The sequence below is a fragment of the Leptospira johnsonii genome (assembly GCF_003112675.1).
Lineage (GTDB): Bacteria > Spirochaetota > Leptospiria > Leptospirales > Leptospiraceae > Leptospira_B > Leptospira_B johnsonii.
The window spans coordinates 64,950-88,181 of sequence record NZ_BFAY01000008.1; the positions used below are offsets into that span (position 1 = coordinate 64,950).

General features: G+C 41.8%; 17 protein-coding genes. 12 read left to right on the plus strand and 5 right to left on the minus strand.

Translation table 11 applies throughout. The features are described 5' to 3' along the window. Nucleotides 1-147: 147 nt before the first annotated feature. The gene (locus tag LPTSP_RS07835; RefSeq protein WP_245915511.1) at nucleotides 148-1,716 is read right to left on the minus strand and encodes a helix-turn-helix domain-containing protein; all 1,569 of its coding nucleotides are present in this window, start codon (nucleotides 1,714-1,716) and stop codon (nucleotides 148-150) included. 168 nt (nucleotides 1,717-1,884) lie between these two features. On the opposite strand from LPTSP_RS07835, the gene LPTSP_RS07840 reads away from it, so the two are divergent. The 3 genes from LPTSP_RS07840 to LPTSP_RS07850 are packed head-to-tail and all read left to right on the plus strand — an operon-like array spanning nucleotide 1,885 to nucleotide 7,963. Then, on the plus strand, nucleotides 1,885-5,133 hold the full coding sequence (locus tag LPTSP_RS07840; protein ID WP_108928269.1) for an efflux RND transporter permease subunit: 3,249 nt from the start codon (nucleotides 1,885-1,887) through the stop codon (nucleotides 5,131-5,133). Then, nucleotides 5,130-6,344 carry an efflux RND transporter periplasmic adaptor subunit gene (locus LPTSP_RS07845; protein WP_108928270.1) on the plus strand — a complete coding sequence of 405 codons (1,215 nt, stop codon included), beginning with the start codon at nucleotides 5,130-5,132 and terminating at the stop codon, nucleotides 6,342-6,344. Before LPTSP_RS07840 ends, LPTSP_RS07845 begins: the two co-directional genes overlap by 4 nt. After that, nucleotides 6,341-7,963, plus strand: coding sequence for an efflux transporter outer membrane subunit (locus LPTSP_RS07850; RefSeq protein ID WP_108928271.1), 1,623 nt, complete (start codon nucleotides 6,341-6,343; stop codon nucleotides 7,961-7,963). Before LPTSP_RS07845 ends, LPTSP_RS07850 begins: the two co-directional genes overlap by 4 nt. A gap of 47 nt (nucleotides 7,964-8,010) precedes the next feature. On the opposite strand, the gene LPTSP_RS07855 is transcribed toward LPTSP_RS07850, so the two are convergent. After that, nucleotides 8,011-9,609 carry a Na+/H+ antiporter gene (locus LPTSP_RS07855; RefSeq protein WP_108928272.1) on the minus strand — a complete coding sequence of 533 codons (1,599 nt, stop codon included), beginning with the start codon at nucleotides 9,607-9,609 and terminating at the stop codon, nucleotides 8,011-8,013. 94 nt (nucleotides 9,610-9,703) lie between these two features. Between LPTSP_RS07855 and LPTSP_RS07860 the strand changes: the two genes are divergently transcribed. The 3 genes from LPTSP_RS07860 to LPTSP_RS07870 all read left to right on the plus strand — a co-directional run bounded on the left by LPTSP_RS07860 (nucleotide 9,704) and on the right by LPTSP_RS07870 (nucleotide 14,821). After that, on the plus strand, nucleotides 9,704-11,035 hold the full coding sequence (locus tag LPTSP_RS07860; protein ID WP_245915512.1) for a phospholipase C/P1 nuclease family protein: 1,332 nt from the start codon (nucleotides 9,704-9,706) through the stop codon (nucleotides 11,033-11,035). A gap of 192 nt (nucleotides 11,036-11,227) precedes the next feature. After that, complete coding sequence (locus LPTSP_RS07865; protein WP_108928273.1) at nucleotides 11,228-12,229, plus strand: VOC family protein; 1,002 nt, start codon at nucleotides 11,228-11,230, stop codon at nucleotides 12,227-12,229. Nucleotides 12,230-12,532: 303 nt separating this feature from the next. Beyond that, the gene (locus LPTSP_RS07870; protein ID WP_108928274.1) at nucleotides 12,533-14,821 is read left to right on the plus strand and encodes a glycoside hydrolase family 5 protein; all 2,289 of its coding nucleotides are present in this window, start codon (nucleotides 12,533-12,535) and stop codon (nucleotides 14,819-14,821) included. A 105-nt stretch (nucleotides 14,822-14,926) separates the two neighbouring features. On the opposite strand, the gene LPTSP_RS07875 is transcribed toward LPTSP_RS07870, so the two are convergent. Further along, a complete protein-coding gene (locus LPTSP_RS07875; protein WP_108928275.1) occupies nucleotides 14,927-15,772 on the minus strand; it encodes a class I SAM-dependent methyltransferase in 846 nt (281 codons plus the stop codon). A 161-nt stretch (nucleotides 15,773-15,933) separates the two neighbouring features. Here LPTSP_RS07875 and LPTSP_RS07880 point away from each other — a divergent pair, with 161 nt between their 5' ends. Then, nucleotides 15,934-16,752 (plus strand): helix-turn-helix domain-containing protein, encoded by an 819-nt coding sequence (locus LPTSP_RS07880; RefSeq protein WP_108928276.1) that lies wholly within the window; start codon nucleotides 15,934-15,936, stop codon nucleotides 16,750-16,752. 33 nt (nucleotides 16,753-16,785) lie between these two features. Here the strand turns inward: LPTSP_RS07880 and LPTSP_RS07885 are convergent, their stop codons facing one another. After that, nucleotides 16,786-17,940: an adenylate/guanylate cyclase domain-containing protein gene (locus tag LPTSP_RS07885; protein ID WP_108928277.1), complete on the minus strand. Its 1,155-nt coding sequence runs from the start codon at nucleotides 17,938-17,940 to the stop codon at nucleotides 16,786-16,788. 189 nt (nucleotides 17,941-18,129) lie between these two features. On the opposite strand from LPTSP_RS07885, the gene LPTSP_RS07890 reads away from it, so the two are divergent. The 5 genes from LPTSP_RS07890 to LPTSP_RS07910 all read left to right on the plus strand — a co-directional run bounded on the left by LPTSP_RS07890 (nucleotide 18,130) and on the right by LPTSP_RS07910 (nucleotide 22,095). Beyond that, nucleotides 18,130-19,170, plus strand: a complete 1,041-nt coding sequence (locus LPTSP_RS07890; RefSeq protein ID WP_108928278.1) for an MBL fold metallo-hydrolase — start codon at nucleotides 18,130-18,132, stop codon at nucleotides 19,168-19,170. Nucleotides 19,171-19,175: 5 nt separating this feature from the next. Then, nucleotides 19,176-19,601, plus strand: coding sequence for a YeeE/YedE family protein (locus LPTSP_RS07895; protein ID WP_108928279.1), 426 nt, complete (start codon nucleotides 19,176-19,178; stop codon nucleotides 19,599-19,601). After that, nucleotides 19,598-20,035: a DUF6691 family protein gene (locus LPTSP_RS07900; protein WP_108928280.1), complete on the plus strand. Its 438-nt coding sequence runs from the start codon at nucleotides 19,598-19,600 to the stop codon at nucleotides 20,033-20,035. Before LPTSP_RS07895 ends, LPTSP_RS07900 begins: the two co-directional genes overlap by 4 nt. A 6-nt stretch (nucleotides 20,036-20,041) precedes the next feature. Beyond that, on the plus strand, nucleotides 20,042-20,848 hold the full coding sequence (locus tag LPTSP_RS07905; protein WP_108928281.1) for a sulfite exporter TauE/SafE family protein: 807 nt from the start codon (nucleotides 20,042-20,044) through the stop codon (nucleotides 20,846-20,848). A 119-nt stretch (nucleotides 20,849-20,967) separates the two neighbouring features. Next, nucleotides 20,968-22,095 (plus strand): glycerate kinase, encoded by a 1,128-nt coding sequence (locus LPTSP_RS07910; protein ID WP_108928282.1) that lies wholly within the window; start codon nucleotides 20,968-20,970, stop codon nucleotides 22,093-22,095. Between the two features lie 111 nt (nucleotides 22,096-22,206). Here LPTSP_RS07910 and LPTSP_RS07915 read toward each other — a convergent pair whose 3' ends face one another. After that, nucleotides 22,207-23,070, minus strand: coding sequence for a flagellar hook-basal body protein (locus tag LPTSP_RS07915; RefSeq protein ID WP_108928283.1), 864 nt, complete (start codon nucleotides 23,068-23,070; stop codon nucleotides 22,207-22,209). Between the last annotated feature and the right edge of the window lie 162 nt (nucleotides 23,071-23,232).

Genomic DNA, 23,232 nt, shown 5'->3' on the forward strand with positions numbered 1-23,232 from the left:
ATACGAAATGCCTTTTTAGGAAGGCATTTCTAAGAATAATTTTAGAGAAACATAAACTAAAATTGAGATCCCAAGTTCTAAAACTTCTATCCAAATCCAGCCAATCTTTCATGGAAGTTTGGTTTTGGCCATTGGTGAAAAAACAATCTATGTAGATCCTTCTTCAGAAGAGTCTGGTAAAATCGATTTTCTGAATTCTTGGGGGGTCAATCCTGTATGTTTTTTAAAAGAATCATAGAAAGATGATTTGGATTGGAAACCCACCGAAAATGCAAGATCCAATATATTTGTAGAAGGATCGTTTAAGATAATTCGTTTCGCCTCTTCTATCCTATACTTCTTAAGCAGATCCGGAAAAGAAATATTCAAGACTTGGTTCAAAAGTTCGGAAACCTGATGCACAGATAATCCCAAAACCGCCGCGAGATCGCTGATCCTCAATTCTTCCTCCAAATAGATCTTGTCCTCATCCAGAAGTTTATTCAATCGAGCCAGGGTAACTTCTACATTGATACCTAGAATGGTGGATTTTTTCTTTGTAGATAGATCGGAAGCTGTCTTGTCGGTTTGGAAGTTCCTAAGTTCTTCCCTTCTTAAAAAAACCTCATGTTCCAATTCTCGAATTCTAGTCCGGACGGAGCGGCTAGTTAAAAATATATTTATTGGAACGAAGAACGCTATAAAGAATAAGAAACTTTTGCCATCGAATGAGAAGAAAGCTCGATAGGAAATGATATTTAATATCTCTATCAGGAGCAAGGAGAACATACTGGCTACGAACCAACGAGTTTGGATCGTCTTTTGTTTTGTAGCAATGAGGCTGAGAACGATCGCAGTCATCGTCACTGCTAAGTAAAAAACGGTAAAGGAGCGAGAAACGAACTGCCTCGGAAACTGAGTAAAACTCAAGGCGATCATGATTGCAGTGATAATCGATACGGTATTATAAAAGTACCAAACCGGTTTGAAATTCTGTTTGATCTTGAGAAAATGCGAGACCCAAAGGATACCCGAAATGATGAGATAGCCGATTAGGATCTTCTTCCCTAAAGAAAGTGGAAACCCAAATCCAGGAAAAACATACCTAGATCCTATCCCCGAAACGAATAGGAATGTTAACCCCATCCCAAAAGAGAATAAGATCTGATACAAGATCCATTTGGAACGAAGACGAATATAGGAATTGATTAGATACGCGATCTGAACGATCACAAGCGCAAGAATTGAGAATACGATCCCTGAATATACAGTTGAAATGGAATATAGTTCTTCCGCACTCACCAGGCGGACCTCTGAGAAGATATAATTCCTAGACTGGATCCTTACATTGATCTCCGAACTATTCTCCAAGAATTTTCTAAGCGGAAAAACAGGGAATATACCTGGGACTAGCCATTCGTTGACCGGATGGGCAAAACCAGCCTGCAGGCAGTTGTTCTTGAGATCGCATACTTGAACAGAATCCAAATGGCTCCAAGGAAAGATCAAAAATTCGGTCTTGGATTCCTCTGGCAAATTGCCGATCCGAAAGCGAAGATCAATCGGTTCTGGATAAAATCCCCAATCCAGGACCACTGAAAAATCATCGATCTGCTTCCAATGGGTTTGGTCCGAGTCCAGGATCCGTAGATGCCCTGCTCGATTCTCATTCCCTTGGGCATAGACGCCCTGAAAAACGATTCCGAAAACCAGGGTACAAAGGAGGAATATATTCATTCTAGACGCTTTGATCATTTAAAACTCAGTCCAAACTTATAAACCGGGACGATTTTCCTCATCCTAAATGCTACTAATATACGAGGGAAATAAAATGAAACAAAAAACAAACCCCACTTTCAACATTCATCTGCAAGCAAGATCAATCTTCTGCGGAGATTTACTCAAATGAATGAAATCGTACTCATTGCACTTAAGAGGCCTTATACTTTCGTAGTCCTCGCTATCCTAATTCTATTATTCGGAATACAATCCATTTTCAAAGCCCCTACGGATGTTTTTCCAAACATCAAGATACCGGTCATTTCGGTCGTATGGGGATACCAAGGAATGCTTCCTGCGGATGTTGCAGGAAGGATCACCTACTTTTTCGAAAGAGCCTTAACGAGTACTGTAGAAGGGATCAAAAGTATTAATAGCAGATCCTATTACGGAAGTAGCATTATCAATATTGAACTCCAACCTGATACTGATCTTGCAGGTGCCGAAGCGGAGGTGGCTGCGATTTCGCAGACAGTAGTCACATCTTTGCCCCCGGATATTTCTCCGCCCATGATCATGCGGCTTGAGGCATCTTCTGTTCCGGTTGCAATGCTCCAAGTCACATCGGAGAAGATGACTCCTGCGGAACTCTATAATCTCGCGTTCATGAGGATCCGTTCTCTACTCGTTACCATTCCAGGCGCAATTATTCCTCAGCCTTATGGAGGAACTCCCATGCAACTATTGGTCTCTCTGGATAAGCAAAAACTTTTATCTAGGAACCTATCGCCTATGGATGTATTCAAGGCGTTCAACGAGCAAAGCGCAGTATTGCCTGCGGGAGACCAAAAGATCGGCAAGACCGACTGGATGGTAATGACAAATGCAATCCCTCTCCAAGTAGAAGATTTTAATAATATTCCTATCAAACGTGTCGGGAATAGCACCTTCTTCATGAGGGACGTAGCAAGTGTTGCATTAGGCGGCCCTCCTCAATTGAATTCTGTGCTGGTGGATGGAAAACAATCCGTCTTGATCGTTGTGATGAAAAGTGGTGATGCATCCACATTGGATGTAGTCGACGGAATACGAAAGACCATGCCTAGGATCAAACAGATCGCTCCAGACGACGTAGAGATTAAATTATTAAACGATGCTTCCATATTCGTTAAAGATTCTATAGAAAACGTTGTCCATGAAATGGTATTGGCCGCGGCTCTTACTGGACTCGTTGTATTACTCTTTTTAGGCTCTTGGAGAGCGACTACGATCATCGCTACTTCTATACCTCTTTCTCTTTTGAGTTCCATCATCGGGCTTCACTTGATAGGACAATCCATCAATGTCATGACCTTAGGAGGTCTTGCCTTAGCAGTAGGTATTCTTGTGGATGATGCCACCGTGATGATCGAGAATATAGATACTCATATCGAAATGGGAAAACCGTTAGAGCAGGCGATCATCGATGCTGCGAATGAGATTGTAATTCCCACATTTGTAGCCACTCTCGCAATCGTAATCGTTTGGTTCCCTCTATTTGAACTAAGTGGGGTTTCCGGCTGGTTATTCAAGCCTATGGCAGAAGCGGTAGCATTCGCGATGATTGCTTCTTTCATTCTCTCCAGGACCCTTGTTCCGACCATGGCGAAGTATATGTTAACCGCTCACCATTCTCCGGAGCATAAACAAAATGGATCTCGTTCCAAGGCGTCAGCAAAACATAATATAGAGAATCTTCTTCCTAAGAAAAAGAACTCTCGTTTTGCATTTCTTGCAGAATGGATCGAATTTTTAAAACGTTTTCAGAAAAAATTCGAACACGAGTTCAATGAATTCAGAGAACGTTATTATATTCTATTACAAAGAGTCGTTGCGGATCGTAAAAGATTTGTGCTCATTTTCTTAAGCATAGCTATTAGCTCCCTTCTATTATTTTATCTGAATGGTAGAGACTTCTTCCCCGAGATCAAAGCCGGAACACTCCAAATGCATATGCGTGCACCTTTAGGAACTAGGATAGAGGTTTCAGGAAGGATCGCAACTTTGGTTTCGGAAGATATTAAAAAGTTACTTCCGGATAAGGTGGAGAGTGTGCTTAGTAACTGCGGTCTTCCGGTAGGACCTCATAACCTTGCGTTCATTCCTACTCCTACGATAGGTTCTCAAGATTGCGACTTAACAATTTCCTTAAAGGATGAAGAATCTCCGGTATGGGATTACAGACAGATCCTCAGAAAAGGATTAAGCGAATTGTATCCAGGAACCATTTTTACTTTCCAGCCTGCGGATTTAACCGCAAAGATCCTGAACTTCGGATCTCCTTCTCCGATCGATATTCAGATCAATGGAATGGATCTTGAAAAGAATTTTGAATTCGCTCAAAAACTTCAGGGAAAACTGAGAACCATTCCGGGTGCGGCAGATGTTGTGATCCAACAAACAATGAGCACACCTACCCTACTCGTTGATGGAAATCGGAGCCTCGGGATCAACGTAGACCTTCCGATGAAAACAGTCGCAGAAAATATGTTACTCGCAACTTCGGGAAGCCAACAGATTGACCAAGAGTATTGGATGGATCGTAAGACTGGTCTTTCGTATCAGATCAATATCTATGTGCCTCAACCTCAGATGAGAAGAACAGAAGACTTACTCACTGTCCCGATCAATAAAGGAGACTTACAAGATAACTCTGAGAATGGGATCCAACTTTTAGGAAACGTTGCTACAATCACTCCAACCGGCACTCCAGGTTTAGTGACCCACCAAAACCTTTTACCTCTCATCGACGTATATGTTTCTGCAGAAGGAAGAGATCTCGGAGGGGTCCTTAGTGATGCTCAAAAGATCATGGACTCTATGAAAAGCCAACTTCCAAGAGGAGCAGCGATAGAGATCCAAGGCCAAGCCGAAACTATGAGAAGTTCGTATATAGAGCTATTAGGCGGGCTACTCGTTGCCATCCTTTTGGTTTATCTTTTGATCGTGGTAAATTTCCAGTCCTGGATAGATCCATTCATTATAATCACAGCGTTGCCTGGTGCGTTATCCGGGATCGCCTGGTCCCTATTTCTAACGCGCACATATATTTCTGTGCCTGCGCTAACAGGAGCGATCATGTGTATGGGAACTGCAACTGCAAACTCCATCTTAGTGGTGTCTTATGCAAGGGAAAGGCTGCAAGCTCATGGAGACGCAGTGAAAGCGGCCATTGAAGCCGGTTATGCTCGGATCAGACCGGTGCTTATGACTGCATCTGCGATGATCATCGGAATGGTGCCTATGTCCATAAGCAATTCTCAAAATGCGCCTTTAGGTCGGGCAGTGATCGGAGGACTTGCTGTTGCTACCTTCGCTACACTCTTCTTCGTACCTTGTATCTACGCGATCATCTATAATAACCGTGCAAAACTACAGAAGGATAATTCAAAATGATTCCAACATTACCTAAAAAGAAACTTTTAACCTTTTCATCGATCTCATTCGGCGTTATATTTCTCTGCTATATATTCTATCAGCAAATACATAGCGCTGAGGAATTTCGAAAGGAAGCGCTGGAGGCGTCCATTCCGAACGTTTCCGTAGTAAATCCGCAAGCCCCGAACCCTTTAGAGACGATCACCCTTCCAGGAACAGTCCGCGCCTGGTATGAGGCGGTGATCTACGCACAAGCCTCTGGTTACGTGAAAATGTGGTATAAAGACTATGGAGCAGAAGTGAAAGAAGGTGACGTACTAGCAAGGATCAAAGTCCCAGCCTTGGATGCGGAATATGCGCAAGCAGAAGCGGATCTAGATTCTCAAAAAGCAAAATACAAACTGGCAGCGGTTACCGCAGACAGATATCTATCATTAAGAAGTTCTCATGCAGTTTCAGAACAGTCCATATCTGTGGCAGTAGCCGATAAAAATTCGGAAGAAGCTAAACTGAAATCCGCAGAAAAGAATGTGGATAAGTATAAGGCTAAGATCAATTTTAAGACGATAGTCGCTCCTTTTAACGGTGTAGTGATACAGAGAAATATCAACGTAGGTGATTATGTAAGTCAAGAAGGGAATGTAGATGATAGCAAAAGCCCTTCGAATCTATTTACAGTAGCAGACATTCATAGAATGCGTTTATTCGTTTCTGTTCCCGGAACTTTTGCATACTTGCTTAAACCGGGATTAACCGCAGAACTCACTGTGCAACAATTCCCGAATCGAAAATTTGTAGCAAACTTCCTTACAATGTCTAAAGGTTTCGATCTGAATATGAGAACTGTAGTGGCGGAATTCACGATCGAAAATAAGGACAGAACCCTATGGCCTGGTTCCTTTGCACAAGTGACTCTTACTGCTCCTGTTAAAAAGGATCTTCTGACAATACCTTCCAGCTCTTTGGTTTTCGATGAAAATGGCACTCAAGTTGCAACGGTCACTGAAAATAATAAGATCCATTTCAAACCGATCACTGTGAATAAGATCATAGATTCTATTATAGAAGTACGAGATGGAGTTAGTGCAAGCGATAGAATTGTGAACAACCCTTCTGCTTCTTTACTAGAAGGTGACGAAGTAAGAGTAGTCGAACCAAGAATGGGATATTCGGATACAAACATCTCCAAAAAAGAAAACTCAAATCATCAGCCAGTAGCATCCAAATGAACGATTCTCGATCCAAACAGATAAATCAATCAGCCGGGTCGAACATTTTCTTAAGAAGATGGATCGCATTCATACCATTAACGGTTTTACTTGTTTCTTGTATCAGCGGACCGGCAATAGATCTTGCTCCTAAATATTTAAGTCAAGACTACGTGGTTCCGGACTCTTGGAGTGGATCGGGTCCTTTTATAAAAGCGAATCCTTCCGAAGGAGAAGCGATACAAACAGATTGGTGGAAACTTTTTAACGATCCTGTATTAAACAAACTAGAAGAACTTGCAATCACTGCGAATCCGGATCTGCAAGCTGCCGCAGAAAGATTTGTACAAGCCAGAGATGCAATGCTTAAGGTCCGTTCTCAATTGATCCCTCATCTAGGAGTAGGACTAAGCGGATCAAACAACAAACAATCCGACAACAGACTTTTTAGAGGAGCGGGAGAAGCAAATCAAGAAGGAACCGCTTCTTTAGGAGGTATCGCTTCTTGGGAACCCGACTTTTGGTCTTCTATCCGAAATGCTACAAGAGCACAAATCTATAATGCACAATCGGTAGCTGCAGATTATGCTTTGGCTCGATTAAGTCTACAAGCAGAACTTGCCGCTGATTATTTTACATTCAGAGGTCTGAACGCACAAGATACAACCTATCGCCAATCGATAGAATTTTACGAACAGTCGATGAATCTTGTAAACGAAAGATATAAAAGCGGCCTAGCCCCGGAGCTGGATGTTCAAAGGGCTCAGTATCTTCTTTCCAGCACTCAGGCAAAACGTTTAGATATACAGTCCAAGATGAGAGTAACGGAGAATGCGATCGCGATCTTACTCAATCGAGCTCCATCCGGGTTCAAGATCCCTCCTGAAGAAGAGATCCGTGTTGCTTCGTTCAAGGTCCCAACTACACTACCTTCTACCTTACTAGAGCGCAGACCTGATATTGCTTCCATGGAACGTAAAATGGCTATAGCCAATCGTAATATCGGTATCGCTCGAGCGGCATTCTTTCCTAATATTTCATTTAGCGCAGGTGGAGGATTCGAAGGAGGGGTAAACTTAGTCCAACTCGCAAATAGTTTTTGGTCTTATGGCTCCACCGTTTCTCTTCCGATCTTTCAAGGTGGATATCGTCGTGCTCAATTGCAACAAGCATGGTCTGCCTATCGGGAAACGGAAGATAATTATCGTTCTACAGTCTTGAATGCATTCAGAGAAGTGGAAAACGGTTTGACCGAAACTACTTTGATGTCGGAGCAATCACAACGTCAGGAGCAAGCGGTAGAAGCAGCAAACCAAGTGCAGAATATGACAATGGCATTGTATAAAGGGGGCTTGAGCAATAGTTTGGAATTGATCTATGCCCAAGTGAACACTTTAGATGCTCGGATAGATGCGATTTTAGTTAAGACAGAATTAAACAGGGCCTCCGTTCGATTGATAAGAGCCTTGGGCGGTGGCTGGAAAAATACTCAGTTGCCTGGAGACGATGAGATCCAGCCTTTCAATATATTCGACTTTTCTAATTCTAAAAAACCGGAAGCAGCAGGCGGAATAGATGTAAACGCAGACGATAATAATACCCAGAACAAGGATTTAACCGCTCCAAGTCTAGATAAATGATCTGGCTTAGAGCGAATGAGCAAAAGTAATGACCGAGAAAGGACTGTTCAGTCACTTTCTCTGGTCTTAAATTCTTCTATATCGATCAATGCATGATATTTACGGATCACTTCTTCGTCGAATCCGGAATCGTGATTGAGTTCGTTTAGAACACCTCTTTGGAATTGTAGGAGTTCCAAATACACATCTCCGTATTCTTTTCTTTCTCCCTGATGAACACCAGACATTCCTTTTAGTTCTTCTTCAAAATATCCTAATTCTGTTTTTAAACGGGAGATCAGGTTTTTAAGATGTTTATTCTTTTTTGCACCTGTATTACTTTTTCCTTCCAAATACTGAAGCGACTCTGAAGCCAATTTTTTCTGGATCATCACTTCTTGTCTGTGGACCGGAATGGGCGTTTGAAAATCCATTACATTCAATTTTCGGATCAACCAAGGAAGAGTAAGTCCGTTAAAGATCATAGTAGTCAAGATCACTATGAATGTGATAAATAGGATCAAATTCCGATAAGGAAAAGGAGTCTCTCCACTCACATATAGCGGAATAGAAAGTGCCGCCGCAAGAGATACGACTCCCCTGATCCCTGCCCATCCTAAAACGATCGGGATCCTCCATCCAGGATTGACTTCTGATACTTCTATAAAATTACTCATGATCCGAGTAAAACCGGAGGTGCAAAGAGTAATGATAATTCTAGTAACGATCAAAGCGAAGGAAATCACTAATCCATAAAGAATTGCACTTGTTAAACTAATATCCCCGAGCTGATTTATAATAGAAGGCAACTGCAAACCGATCAATAAGAAGATGAGCCCGTTCAAAATGAATACGATACTATTCCAAACATTTACACCCTGGATACGGCTCGCATAACTCAATAAACTTTGGCGTTTACTGGATAGAAGTAACCCTCCGCAAACCACAGCAAGAACTCCGGAAACATGAAAATGTTCCGCTAAGTAATACATACAATACGGGGTCACAAACGTTAAAACGATCTCTATACTTGGTGTAAGCGGGAGCCAACGATGGATCCCATAAAACACAAGTCCTACCGCGAGACCAATCACTGAACCTGCGATCACCACCCAAACAAAACTGATCGCAGCTTCTTGCAGATAAAATTGACCTGTGATACTAGCTGCCAAAGCAAAACGAAACACGATCAAAGAAGAAGCGTCATTGAGTAAACTTTCTCCTTCTGCGATACTCACCACCGACTTTGGAGCTTTTGTCTGTTTCATGATCGTTACGGAAGAAATAGAATCGGGAGGAGAGATAATCCCTCCTAATAAAAAACCTATCGCTAAAGTAAATCCGGGGATCAATGAAGTGGAGATCAAAGCAATTACACAAGAAGTGATGATTACAATCGGAAATGCAAAGCCTGCAATTATCCTTCTCCATTTCCAAAACTCTTTCCAAGATATTTGCCAAGCGGCTTCATAAAGTAATGGAGGAAGGAATATTAAAAAAACAAGTTCAGGTGTGATAGTGATATTTTGAAAGAATGGAATGGTGCTGATTGCAAGTCCACCGATCAATAAAACAATCGGATAAGCAAGTCCCAGTTTGTTTGCAATCGCAACCAATCCGAGGATGATCAAAATAAGATAAACGTATTCAACTAGGATATTTTCCATCTTTTCCTGTTTGAGCGGAGATTTTACAGATCATCATAAACCTTTTCATCTACTCAACAACTTTACAGCGCGGTATTTTTCTCTCCGATAGATTGTGTTGACTTCCCTTGCTAATAAAGAATTCTTTGGTGTGCTCAAATATTACTCTAGTCTAATCTTTATCGCCTCACTTACTCTATTTGCAACACCTGCAGAAGCATGGTGGAACCATTTCCTATTCAATAGACCAGCTCTCGAAGCTATGCCTGAATTAGTATCCGCACCTAAGGTAAAAGTAGAGTCTCTAGAAGATTTTTTACTTAAAGAACAGGACAAACTTATCCCTCTTATGAGGGATATGGAGAAGGAAGCAAACCTCAATTACGATAAATATGCTCCTCTTCCAGAAGCACTCGCTTTCAAAGGTGGAGATAAAAAGACGATCCGAAATCTTTTTCTAAGAGCTCTTAGATTGAATGCCGGAACACCGTTAGGTTATTTTTTACAGAATCTGCCTGGATACACTCTTCCCGGAAAAAAATCGGATCCAATGACAGTAAGTATCTATGGAAAGAAGGACCTAAAAGAAGATTACGAATTTTATGATATTCGAATAGGAGAACTTGTAAGTCCGTTAGAGGTGCTTTCTACTGCAGGTGACGAACCGGATTTCGGATTAGATCTAAATCTATTCGAAGATAATGGAGAAAGTTTCGGAAAAGATTACGGTTTTGGAATACAGTCCTTTGGAGATTCTAAGGTCTATTATGCCACTCAAGTTCCCTTTCATATAGGTTATTATCACGAATCTCCTATCATTTTTGCTGCGGCTGGATTTTTGACCCGCACCTATCCGCAATATAGAGTGTATCAGTTTATGACACTTTCCCGCTATGCTTTTCAAACGGGACATACGTATTGGGGGTATCGTTTTTTAGGTTGGGGGATGCATTATGTTGCGGACCTAACACAACCTTATCACTCTAGAGTTCTTCCAAATTTTGGGACAATTAGTATGCTTTGGATCAATCTAAAAGCGATACTTGGATTTGAAAGCGCCAAAAACGATGCAATCGATAGGATCTCCAGTCGTCACACGACCATAGAAAAATACCATTTTAGTACATTACGAAATGCGTATCAAAATAAGAATTTAATGCACCCATTTATCGTAAGTGTGAAACAAACGGATCTGGATAATAGTTACGGTAAGTATGATAATTCTTATTTAGTAAATGTTGTAACAAAACAAAGTTACGATATTTCCGATCGGATCGATACTCTAATAGATGAATCGAACCTATTAAACGGTTTTTCAGAAGGAAAACTACTTCCTGAGATCAACCAAAAGTCCCTGGGAGATCTAGATTCTACAATTACGGAACATATGAAAAGTGTAGGCTCTCATCTCCGGAATTACGTTCGAACCGGTTTAAAACAAAACTAAGGAAAGAATAACACTCAATAATTCGGTGAATCTACAACCCAAAGGCAACCAGCAGAATCCACAGCAAGTGCTCTAGATATACTAGGAAGACTATCGGCTTACTGTGAAATGTGCAAGTAGGAGCCGTTTTTTTTTCCTTATACCGGATTCATTCAAGCATCTAAGATTTATACATGCTATCTTTTGTAATCGATGAAGAAATTACTGATCGTTCTACTCTCCGTTCCTTTCTTAATTACGTTTTGGTGGATTCTCACTCCTTCTCCCCATGAATACAAAAGAATCCCAAATTCGGATTTTTCTTTTGAGACAGTAATCTTCAGAAGTCCGGATCCAAAACGGCTTTCCCATTTTTATAAGAATGCATTTCAAGCGATGGAAACGACAAGTGCGTTTAGCTGGACACTGGGAGGTCCGCCCTCTTCTGCAATTACTCTTAGAACCCCGGAGTATCAGAACGAAGGACCTTTATTTACCATATTAAAAGCGAAGAAACCGAATCTAGGAATTTCAGCAGCAAATGATCTAGGTTACGCTCATATTTGTTTCGAAACGGATAATGTTCCGGGGCTTATCCAAACAATCCAAAAGAATGGAGGAAGGATCGATAGCAGTTTTAAGGATTTGCAAAAAGTTCCAGCAATCTACGGAAGAGATCCGGATGGGAATATAATCGAGATCCATATTCCATTCCCCACACCTCTAAACCCAAGCACCATCTTTCGCAGCCTAAATTCATTCATAAGGACTTATTTTAAATTGAATCCACCGAAAATGGATAAGATCCGATTCCTTCATATGAACATCAATGCCAAGGATTGGAGCAAGACCCTTTCTTTCTACAGCAAGATATTCGAAACATCTTCTACAGGCTTTGAAAGGGATTATAAAGGAGACTTTATAGAAAACCTAACTGGGATCCAAGGAATAGAGATCAAAGGCCGACATCTCCCTCTCCCAGGATATGACGACGGAGGGCCCACCTTCGAGATCTTCACCTATAATCGTTTCAGCGAGAGAGGACCATTAGATTCATCTGATACGGGAAGAATTGCAGTAGGATTTTCTGTTTTGGATTTACGATCATCGGTAAACAAAATACTCAAAAAGGGCGGTATTCTATTGGAGGAACATGCTAATACTGCAATACTTAAAGATCCGGAAGGGAATCTTTTACTCGTATCCCAGAGATAATCTCCCTAAACCGGGACTTCGCTAGTAGCGGATAGCCCGGGCCTAAACGAAAGCAAGGAGGCGCACAAATAATACATTAAATATTTACAATATAATAAACATTTTGTAATATATAGATTTTAAATATATGGACTGTTCGTTCAATATTTTTATCATAACAAATGCTTTAAAAAGAAAAAACTTCAGATACAAGAAAGAATCTGAGGCAAAAATAAACGATTTATAAGTATGTCCTGTTTAATATCCCCACACATATAAAAACTATCCGTGATTGATTGGGAATTCAATGGAGAGAATTCAAAAATGTTTAACAGAAAAAAAATGAAAATTTTTTGTTCTGTATCGGTGGTCTTTGCTATACTAGCAAGTTGTTCCCCTGAAACAGACCAAGCGTATTTACCTTTCTCACTTCCGAAATCGGCTAAGTCCGCCTACCGGTCCGTGATGTCTTTAGCAGTACCGAGCAATCCTCCGGTTGTTCCTCTGAGTACGAACGGAAGATATATCGTAGATTCGAATAATAACCGTTTCAAATTAAAAGCGGTGAACTGGTATGGAGCAAGTGATACTCGTCAGGTAGTGGGAGGCTTGGACAAACAACCTATCTCTCATATTATTTCTTTGATCCAGGAATGGGGCTTTAACTCGGTTCGTTTGCCTTTTTCCAATCTAATGCTACATGATGCGAATATCGTTCCGAACGAATATGTGGCGGCTAACCCACAATTTTTCGGAAAGACAGCATTACAGATCTATGATGAGACTGTTGCCGCTTTAACTGCCGCAGGGATCGTAGTGGTTTTAAATAATCATACTACCTTCTCCGAATGGTGCTGTGGTTTCGACTATAACGGTCAATGGTATCATACAGGATCTTCCTTCGCTTATAACCAAACTCCTGAAATGTGGAAAGCGGATTGGGTGTTCTTAGTGAATCGTTATAAGAATAATAAATTAGTCGCAGCTGCGGACCTTAGGAACGAAGTGCGCACTCAACGTTTTAACGATACTCATTTACCGAATAGTCCGAACTGGGGTTGGAATAATATAGACGATTGGCGTAAGGCTGCCGGAGAAGCAGGTAATGATATCTTACGTGCAAACCCGGACATGGTCATCGTTGTAGAAGGTATCAACTGGTGGGGTGCGATCCCTATCTTAGGTTCAGGAGAACGTCCTCACTTAAAGCCTGTTCGTGATCTTCAAGTTCATATTCGTAATGTGAATAAACTTGTGTATGCAGCTCATAACTACGGATTTATCGGACCGAAACATAACGGTGACGATGCCACATCCGGCGGAAATATCAAATACAAAGATATGGATGCCACCACATTCCGAAATACTATTACAGACGAATGGGGTTATGTAACCGATCCGGATGCAGTCACTACTGCACCTGTTTGGGTGAGTGAATTTGGAGCTTCTCCAGGAGAAACGAATCCTGCGGATAGAGAATGGCTCAAGAGACTTGTGGATTATTTAATCGAGAAGGATCTAGATTTCGCATTCTGGCCTCTGAACGGAGAAGATGAATGGGGACTAGTAACTTCCGATTGGTCTCAAACCAAACGAGGCAACTGGAGAGACGAACATATGGATCGCCTTCTTGCCTTCTCCGGTAAGACAGGATCTGTGCCGTATGTGGATCATTTAACCAAAATTGGATTCAACGGTGTAGATGATAACGTAAGTACGATAGATAACGACTGGCTCTCTGGTGCAAATAAAGGGACTTGTCCAGACGGAGAACGTCTTTTAGGTTTAAGCCGCGACCAAAGAGCGCTTTGTAGCGATACCAAATACGGAAAACTTTGGCATAATGACCGCGCGACTAACGTGCAGGCTGTGTATGAGACAACTACTCGTTATCATGGCACAGGAGATTGGGCAGGCGGATTTACAAAATACGAATGTCCTAACGACTATTATGTTGCGGGAGCTACTAAACACTCTTGGGGAACAAGCGGTATCCTTTGCGCACATAGTAAGGTTCCTCTTGCAAATTCTTGTCGCACTATCTGGTTCGATAGAGGAGATAGTCGTTCTTCTCAACGTGGAGGAGACTGGGCGCCCGGTTCTTACAAAGGCCAATGTGCTGACACGGAATACGTGGCAGGAGTTGCTCAAAGAGACGGAGGAGGAGCGGCATTACTTTGTTGTTCTTCTCCATTGAGCGGAGAATTACCTTTAGTTTATAAGGCAAAAAATCTTTCTCACCGCACCGGATTCGCAGAAGGTGATGCTTGGGTGGTTACCACAGCAGATCATTGGGCGGATCATATCATCTACGGACCTTATGATAGAGGACGTTGGGGAACAGGAAACAAACAAGCGGTCTTCCGCATGTTAGTGGATGTTACTAACGCCAATAATGATAAAGTTGTTACCATAGACGTTTTCGATGGGCAAGATGTATTGGCAAGAAGGGATGTTTACAGACATGAGTTTGTAGGTCCGGGCCAATACACCAATTTTACATTAGATTTTAATATCGCACCGGATAAAGCGGATCGTCCTATGGAAGTTCGCGCATGGTGGTTCGATACTTCTTATGTAAAGACAGAGAATGTAACCATTCAGAATCGATAATATCCTCTGCAGGGTGAAGTTTTACCTGGCAGAAGACAAATCGAAAAAAGCCGGCTCGAATGAGTCGGCTTTTTTGTCTAAACATGCGGAATATATAATATTTCCTTAGAGATCAACTGTAACTCTCAGAAAAGTTGCTGGTATTGAGATCCCAACACCAATGTTCTGGTTCTGAGAACTTGCGAGCTCTATCAGTTTCGTACGAAGTTCCTGGACTTTTCCGTTTTTCTCCGCCGCTGCAAAAGCATTCATTGTTGGACCGTAAAATTTCCTTAGAGACTCGATCAGATCTTCCGGAGTTTTGTTCGGAGATACAAAATTGTATGTGTCTTTGAGTAAGGATATTTTCTCCACTTTCACCCCTGCCTTAGCAAAATAATCGATCACATAGGCTTTCATACCCCAAGTCATCGGGCTTATAAAACCTTCCGGAGGCGGAGGTGAGTAAGATGCACTGATCCCTAATAATTGAGAAACGAACGAAGTTGGATCATTTGGGATCCAATTTCCCATCACTATACGTCCGCCCGGTTTCGTAACTCTGACCATCTCCTTTGCAACGTCATATGGTTTAGGAGCAAACATAGCTCCAAATACTGAAAGAGTTAGATCAAAAGAATGATCCGGGACTTCTTGTAAATTACATGCATCTCCTTCTTGGAATTTTAAATTGGAAAGACCTTCATCCGTAGCTCGTTTGTTCCCTGCTTCCACTAAATTTTTTGCAATGTCTATCCCGATCACTTCACAACCGGTTCTGGCAAGCGGGATCGCAGTAGTTCCATCTCCACATCCTAGATCCAAAATCCTTAAAGGAGATGTTATTCCAAGATGAGTTACAAGTTCTTCTCCCGACTCGCGCATTAAAGAAGCAATCTCGGTAAAATCACCCTTCTCCCATAAAGTTTTGTTCGGGTTTTCTGTTCCGGATTCCAAAGCCTGTTTTATCATATAAGTGTAGATCCTATTGTAGAGTAGTATTTTCTTTCCAGCCTTCTACCCAATATACAGGGCAGAATAAATTCTCAGTGACAATATGATTATATTTGCAGATGATGAAAGCTCCTTGTATAATTCTGCAACCTTGGGTAAAAACTTTATAGGCTCTCACTATGGAAATTAATTCTAGTTCACTCCAACGACAGGAAAGGATTTGTATTTGGGGGAGCCGTTGTTTGTTTGCAGGCTATCTTCCCGATCTAACTTTGCGTCGAAGAGCAGCAGCAACAGTTTGTATCGGTTTGGACGGAGAGTTCCAAGTTTCTTTGAATGATACAGATTGGATCGGCTTTCGAACTGCACTCATTCCCCCCATGGTGGATCATTCTATCCGATTCTCTGGAAACTTTTGTGTATTGCTCTTTATGGATCTAAGCAGTCCGAATTACGAATCCTTAAGAGCATCCAACCTAGAAAGTGAAAATGAAGGTATATTCATTTCATTAAGAGAAGAAGAACAACTATTCGATTCAATCAGCAAAATCCTATCTCTCAATTCCGATTCGGAAGAGAGATTATTAGAATTACTAAATCAAATCCCTCCAATCGTAGAGAATGGATATAGAATGAAAGACCCTCGTATCCAAAAAATTGTGGAACTAATTACCACAATGCCTCATGAAGATCATTCTGCAAAAGATCTAGCTGAATTTGCAAGTATGTCCGTTTCTAATCTAGAGCACCAATTCAAAAAAGAGATCGGTATCCCATTTCATTCTTTTCGCACTTGGTTCCGGCTTAAATTAACTGTGTATTCACTTTTACATGGAATGAGCCACACAGATGCAGCCCATCGAGCAGGATTTTTCGATTCTGCTCATTTCACCCGAACTTTTCGTGCCACATTCGGATTACCTCCTTCCGAAATATTTAGAAGCACAAGACATTTGAAATCATTTATAGAAGTGCCGGCAAGTTATGCGGAAGCCTAATAGATTGGGATACTCAACTAGAATATTACGATATTATTCATAGCTAAGATACGTCGTCATCTGTCCCTTACCTTTTACATCCACTAACCTTCTAATTTCAATCTGAGAAGTATCGTTTAATAGGTCATAAGTAGTTTCAGAGATCTGGATTCGACCTGATATACCGTGAGACTCTAATCTACTGGCAGTATTCACAGCATCACCCCAAAGATCGTATGCAAATTTTTTCTTCCCGATCACACCGGCAATCACGGGACCTGAATGGATACCAATCCTCATCCTTAAGGGATTTCCGGATGGATCCTTTAAATTTTTTACAAACTTTTGCATTTCGATCGCCATATTCATCGCGCTTTCCGCGTGATTCTCATGCCAAATCGGAATTCCGGCAGCAGCCATATACGCATCTCCGATGGTTTTTATTTTTTCCATTCGGTATTTTTCTGCGAGAAGATCAAAATGAGAAAATATATCATTCAAAAAATGTACCAAAGTTTCAGGAGAAACCTTTTGGGAAATCACGGTGAAGTTCTCTATGTCCGCAAATAGTATCGAAACCATTTGATACCCGTCTGCAATTGTAGAAGGATTTCGTTTCAATCTTTCCGCGATAGGTTCGGGAAGAATATTCAATAGAAGGTTCTCTGCCCGATCATGTTCTTGTTTGTTTTTAGAAATGAAATAGTATAAGCTGAAAAAAGTCAAAGTCCCAGCGCCAACAATATTTATCACAAAGAACAATATCTGCAAATTACGCTCTACTCTTGGTATAGGTAGATCCAGATAAAATTCGGCAAACCCGCTTAAAACCAATACGATCAAAAATAATCCAAACCAGATCAAACCTTGACGGATTGGAGCAAAAGAAAGAGCCCCGAGTGGACAAAGTATAGCCCAAATGATAACAGCTCCTGAATTCTCAAAACCCCCTAAGCTTAATTGTAAAAGTACAGGAAGAATTAGGATAAATAGAAATTGGAGAAATCTAAAAGCCAAATATTTTCCAGTAGCAAAAACAAACAACAGGCTTAATAAACTTAAGAGAGCATAAGCTCCGGGAATAATTGCCGATTGCGGAAAACCTAATATAAAATATAAAAAGCTCCATAAAAAACCCGCAGCCGTAAACGCCATCGAGAAATTGATGAGCCCATCCTTATGAAGTTTATCTCGTTCTTTTGTTCTCATAATTTTTAACTCTTATTTCCTTAATTGACTGATAGAAAAAGATCCGCCGTTTGTATAATTCTGCAAATTCGTAAAAAAACAGATCTCTTCTATAATTTTTTTCCAAAGAACTGCAGGATTATACAAGGTCCAGAGAGCGGCGCATCGTATATTGATGTATATGCACGTTACAAAGGTAAAAATCCAAAAATGAAAGATATTCTTTTTTACCAACTTTTTGAACCCCAATCCTCTACTTACACTTACTTGATTGCAGATCCGGAAACCAAAGAAGCCGCAATCATCGACCCGGTTTGGGAAACTGTAGATAGAGATCTAAAACTGATCCGAGAACTCGGCTTGTATCTAATGTATATTTTAGAGACCCATATTCATGCGGATCATATCACCGGAGCAGCTGAGATCCGTAAAAATACAATGGCCCAAACAGCAGTAAGCGCTTTGGCAGAAATAGATTGTGTAGATATTTTACTCGAAGATGGACGTATTCTTCCTCTCGGAAACAGACATATAAAAGCAATCGCAACGCCTGGACATACAAACGCCTGCATGAGTTTTCTATTCGAAGGAAAGGTGTTTACAGGAGACTCACTTCTGATCCGAGGAACGGGAAGAACAGACTTTCAAGAAGGATCCGCTTCAAAGCTGTATGACAGCATCACTCAAAAATTATTCTCTCTTCCGGACGATACTCAAGTTTATCCGGCTCACGATTACCAAGGTTTCACAAATACTACAATCGCTTTGGAAAAAAAGTTAAATCCCAGGATCGGAGGAAATCGTTCGAAAGAAGATTTTAAGAAGATCATGGAAGAACTACAACTTACTACTCCTAAAAAAATGCACTTAGCTCTGCCTGCAAATATCGGCTGCGGCAATTTGGAAATCGTAAGAACGATGAACCCGCAAAGTATATCAGGAATTCCTACTGTTTTGAATGAGGATGTATATAAGAAAATTGGAAAAGTTAAGATAGTAGATGTACGTTCTCCGGAAGAATTCCACGGAGAATTAGGACATATTCGCACGGCACAACTTGTAACGCTTGGCCCGGAATTAACTAAATTTTTAGAAACTGGCGATCGTTTCGAAGAGATCATATTCGTATGTCGAAGCGGGAAACGTTCCACTCAAGCAACTGAAGAAAGCATTCGTTTAGGTTATAAATTCACATCCAATATGGCAGGAGGGATGGTGAATTGGAATGAGAAATATCTGCCGAAGGAGTAAGAAGAATGGCAACAGAATGGACTATGGGTCTAGTTGGCGGAGTGGTGATCGGTATCGCCGTTTCTTTAATGTTGTTATGGAATGGAAGAGTTACCGGAGTCAGCAGCATCGTATACGGTGTTCTGGTTCCAGTCAAAGGTGATCTAGCTTGGAGATGGTATTTCATAGCTGGACTTCTACTAGGCGGACTATCTTTACAAGCTACTGCACCGGAACTTTTAGCAGTTGAGCTGCAAACAAAAACCTGGATCGGCGTGATTGCAGGAATACTTGTTGGGTTTGGTGCAATGTTAGGAGGAGGCTGCACAAGTGGACACGGAGTTTGTGGAGTAAGTAGGGTTTCACCAAGGTCCATAGTAGCAACAATCGCATTCATGGCTGCGGGTATGGCAGCAGTAATGTTCCTAAGAAAAACAGGGATGCTTATATGAAATATAATCTTGGAGCATTGATCGTAGGTTTATTATTCGCCATCGGCCTAGGCCTGTCCGGAATTTTACAACCTGCAAACATTATAGGGTTTTTAGATGTTTTTGGAAAGTGGAATCCTACCCTTCTTTTCACCATGGCGGGAGCTGTCGGAGTCCATTTCATCACTTACAAATTAATACGAAAAAGAAAAACTCCAATGTTCTCAAAGGATTGGTTTATTCCAACTAGGCAAGAGATCACTCCTGCTTTAGTCATTGGAAGTTTGATTTTTGGGATAGGCTGGGGATTAGGAGGTTATTGTCCTACAGTTTCAGTCACTTCGCTTGCAAGTTTTGAAACGAGACCACTTATCGTTTTTGTCAGCATAATATTCGGAATGTTACTATTCGGATTCTTAGATAAGAAAATGAATTTGAAAAGTAAATTAGAATAAACTACTATGCTGATCTTAGGTTATATCTCTTCCTTTATCATGGGAACTTTGCTAGGCCTGATAGGTGCCGGAGGTTCGATCCTCACAGTTCCTATTCTTTTCTATTTCTTCGGACAAGACGCGATTTACGCCACTACAAACTCACTCTTTGTGGTCGGAATAGCAGCGTTAGTTGGAACAGCAATCCAGGCAAAGAAAGGAGATACAAACATAAAAATAGGAATGTATTTCGCAGGACCAAGCTTTATAGGAATTTATCTTGCGAGACATTTCCTTCTTCCTTCGCTACCAAACGTCTTAATTTCGGATTTCGGTATTACTCTCACAAAACCGTTACTGGTGATGATCGTTTTTTCAATCATAATGGTTTTTAGTTCTTGGACTATGATCCGCCCCGATAATTCGGTCCCTAGAGGATCGTCAAAACTAAATGGGATATCGTCTAACTTTCCAGCCATTGGGCTCAAAGGACTTATAGTCGGTACGATTACAGGCTTTGTGGGGGCAGGAGGAGGTTTTCTTATCATTCCCGCTCTAGTAATTTTATTCAAGTTTCCGATGAAACAAGCAGTAGGCACTTCACTTGCTATAATTTCCGCAAATTCACTTTTCGGATTCGCAATCAGTTTTAGATCGGTACAAACAGAGAATTGTCCCTTACTTCTAACAATCTGCATGTTGGGAATCGCAGGAATGTTTTTAGGACAAACTCTTTCCTCGAGAATAAATGAAAGATATCTAAAAAGCGGTTTTGGTTATCTTGCGTTAATTACGGCTTCCTTAATTCTATGGGATCAGGCTTTGAGATTATAGGTTATTACTAGTCGTTTAATACGGTTGCTTCCATTTTTTTAGGATGACGGCCATTCTGCAAATTGTTAGCCTTACCTTCCCCATTACTGCCGGTCTGGTTTATTGAACCTGGAGAGTGAATGCGTTACGACCGTATCCTCATCGCACCCGACAAATTTAAAGGAACCCTTAGCGCAATGCGTGCCGCAAGAGCAATGAGCTCGGGCGTTCGCTCCGCTTGGGGCGACACTGTCCAAGTAGTCGAACTCCCTCTGGCTGACGGAGGCGAAGGGAGTCTCGTTGCCCTCCACTCACTTCGACCAAAGCTGAATCTTCGTGCAGATATCCTCTCCAACGCAAGTGGGCTCAACCGCTCCGTTTGTTACCTTGCCAACGAGACAGATGCCTACTTTGAATCTGCACGATTGCTTTCGTTAAACTTCAGAGGCAATTGCCGACTTCCTCTTCTCGACCGCACGAGTGGTGGCGTTGGCCGATGGATTCTGCATATGCTATCCCTGAAAAAAAGGGAGTTATTTTTGTTTCTCGGAGGCACAGCAGTATGCGACGGTGGACTAGGGATCTTACTCGAATTCGGATTTCATTTGTTGGACGGCAAAGGTAACCCGATTCATTCTCTGCGAAATTTGCCTAATGCCCGAAGGCTTATTCCTCCTACTACATTTACATCGATAGAAGCAAATATCAAAATGCTTTCGGACGTAACCAATCCTCTGTTGGGTCCTACGGGCGCTCCCCAATTGTTTGCCCCTCAAAAAGGAGCTACACCAAGCGATGTGGCATTATTGGAAGACGGGCTTGCGCGACTCTCCCATTTGTGGGCTGAGTTCGCTGAACAAGGTGAGACAAACTGGCCGAGCGGAGTCGGTGCAGGAGGTGGAATTGCACTCCCTCTTCTCGGAATGACAAGAAAGCAGGCAACAATCGGTTCGGGCTCTTCTTTCTTTTTGGAGGAATCCGGACTGGCGAGCACGATCCGTCCTGGCGATTTAGTCTTAACCGGGGAAGGAAAGACCGATGCAGGCACCCTCGCAGGTAAGCTCGTAGATGCAGTGGTTCACCTTTGCCGCAAGGTTGGCGCGGATTGTTTGGTAATCAGCGGAGCCGTGACCGACCGAGACAGATTGGACGCAGCCAATTATCCCAAGACAATAGCGGTTTCAACTAATGGTAAGATACCGTCACGTAAAGAAGCCGCTAATGAACTATCCCAGGCCGTTAAGCGAGCTCTCGCCTTAGAAAAATAATTGTGATCGCAAGCTTCTATAAAGAAATCATTTTAAGTATTCGAAGTAAATGCATTACCTAAGAAGAGCAGGAGAGAGAAGCTTTGGATTATTGAAGTCAATGATAAATCACTACCTCAATACATCATTCAGAAGTTTCCCCAACATCTGATCCTGTGTCTGCACAGTTTTCTGATTTGCCTCATAAGAGCGGTTAACTTCGATCATTTCCACCATTTCTGTCACTACGCTTACATTAGAAGCTTCTAAATAACCTTGGAGAAGATTCGGCTCTTCTTCTAAAAGGAAAGGCCTTGGTTCACCGGATTCGGGAGTATCGTTATAAAAAGAGTCCCCTTCTTTATCCAAATGACGAGGATTTTCCACAGTACGGATCTTGATACGATCTAAAAGAACAGGTGTTTCAAATCTATTTTTATCTGCGCCTGTAGAATTTCGAGGATCGTTACCGATCTCACCATTGATCCAAACTTCACCGTTCTCTCTGATCAAAAAATTTCCGCGAGCCACCTTGATCGGACCGTTTTCTCCCATAAGAGGAAAACCCTGAGGAGTCACTAAGTAACCGTTCGTATCCAGAACGAATGCGCCTGAGCGAGAAAGTCTTTCACCTCTATTGGTTAGAACACTAAAAAAAGCAGGGTGTTCTGTGCCTGGTCTGTCTTGCAGCATCATGTCGAAAGGATTATCTGTTTTCTTCACAGCACCTTGTTCGAATCTTGTATAAACTTCATTCACCTCGGCGCCTAACCCGAGTTTGCCGACCACTGGAGCCGTATCGAAGGAGCCCATAGGCACCTTGCCAACTCCGTCTTCGCTGAATCTATGGATTAAAAGTTCAGGGAAAGTTTTGAACAACGTTGTGTCTCTTTTGAATGCGGTCTTGTCCACGTTCGCAAGATTGTTAGAGATAACGTCCATGCGCGTCTGCTGCACGATCATCCCGTTGGATCCGGTGTACATTCCTCTTAACATTCGTCTTTCTCCTACTCTCTGTAAGGATCGGAGTTTTTTAAAAATCCCATTACGCTTTTGAAGACATAAAAAGAAAAAATAAGAAGGAATTCCTACCCCATCTTGGGGTTTGGCCGCCTCCCGCCCAACGGCGGGACCGGGCTGCTACGGGTTCGGCGAGTC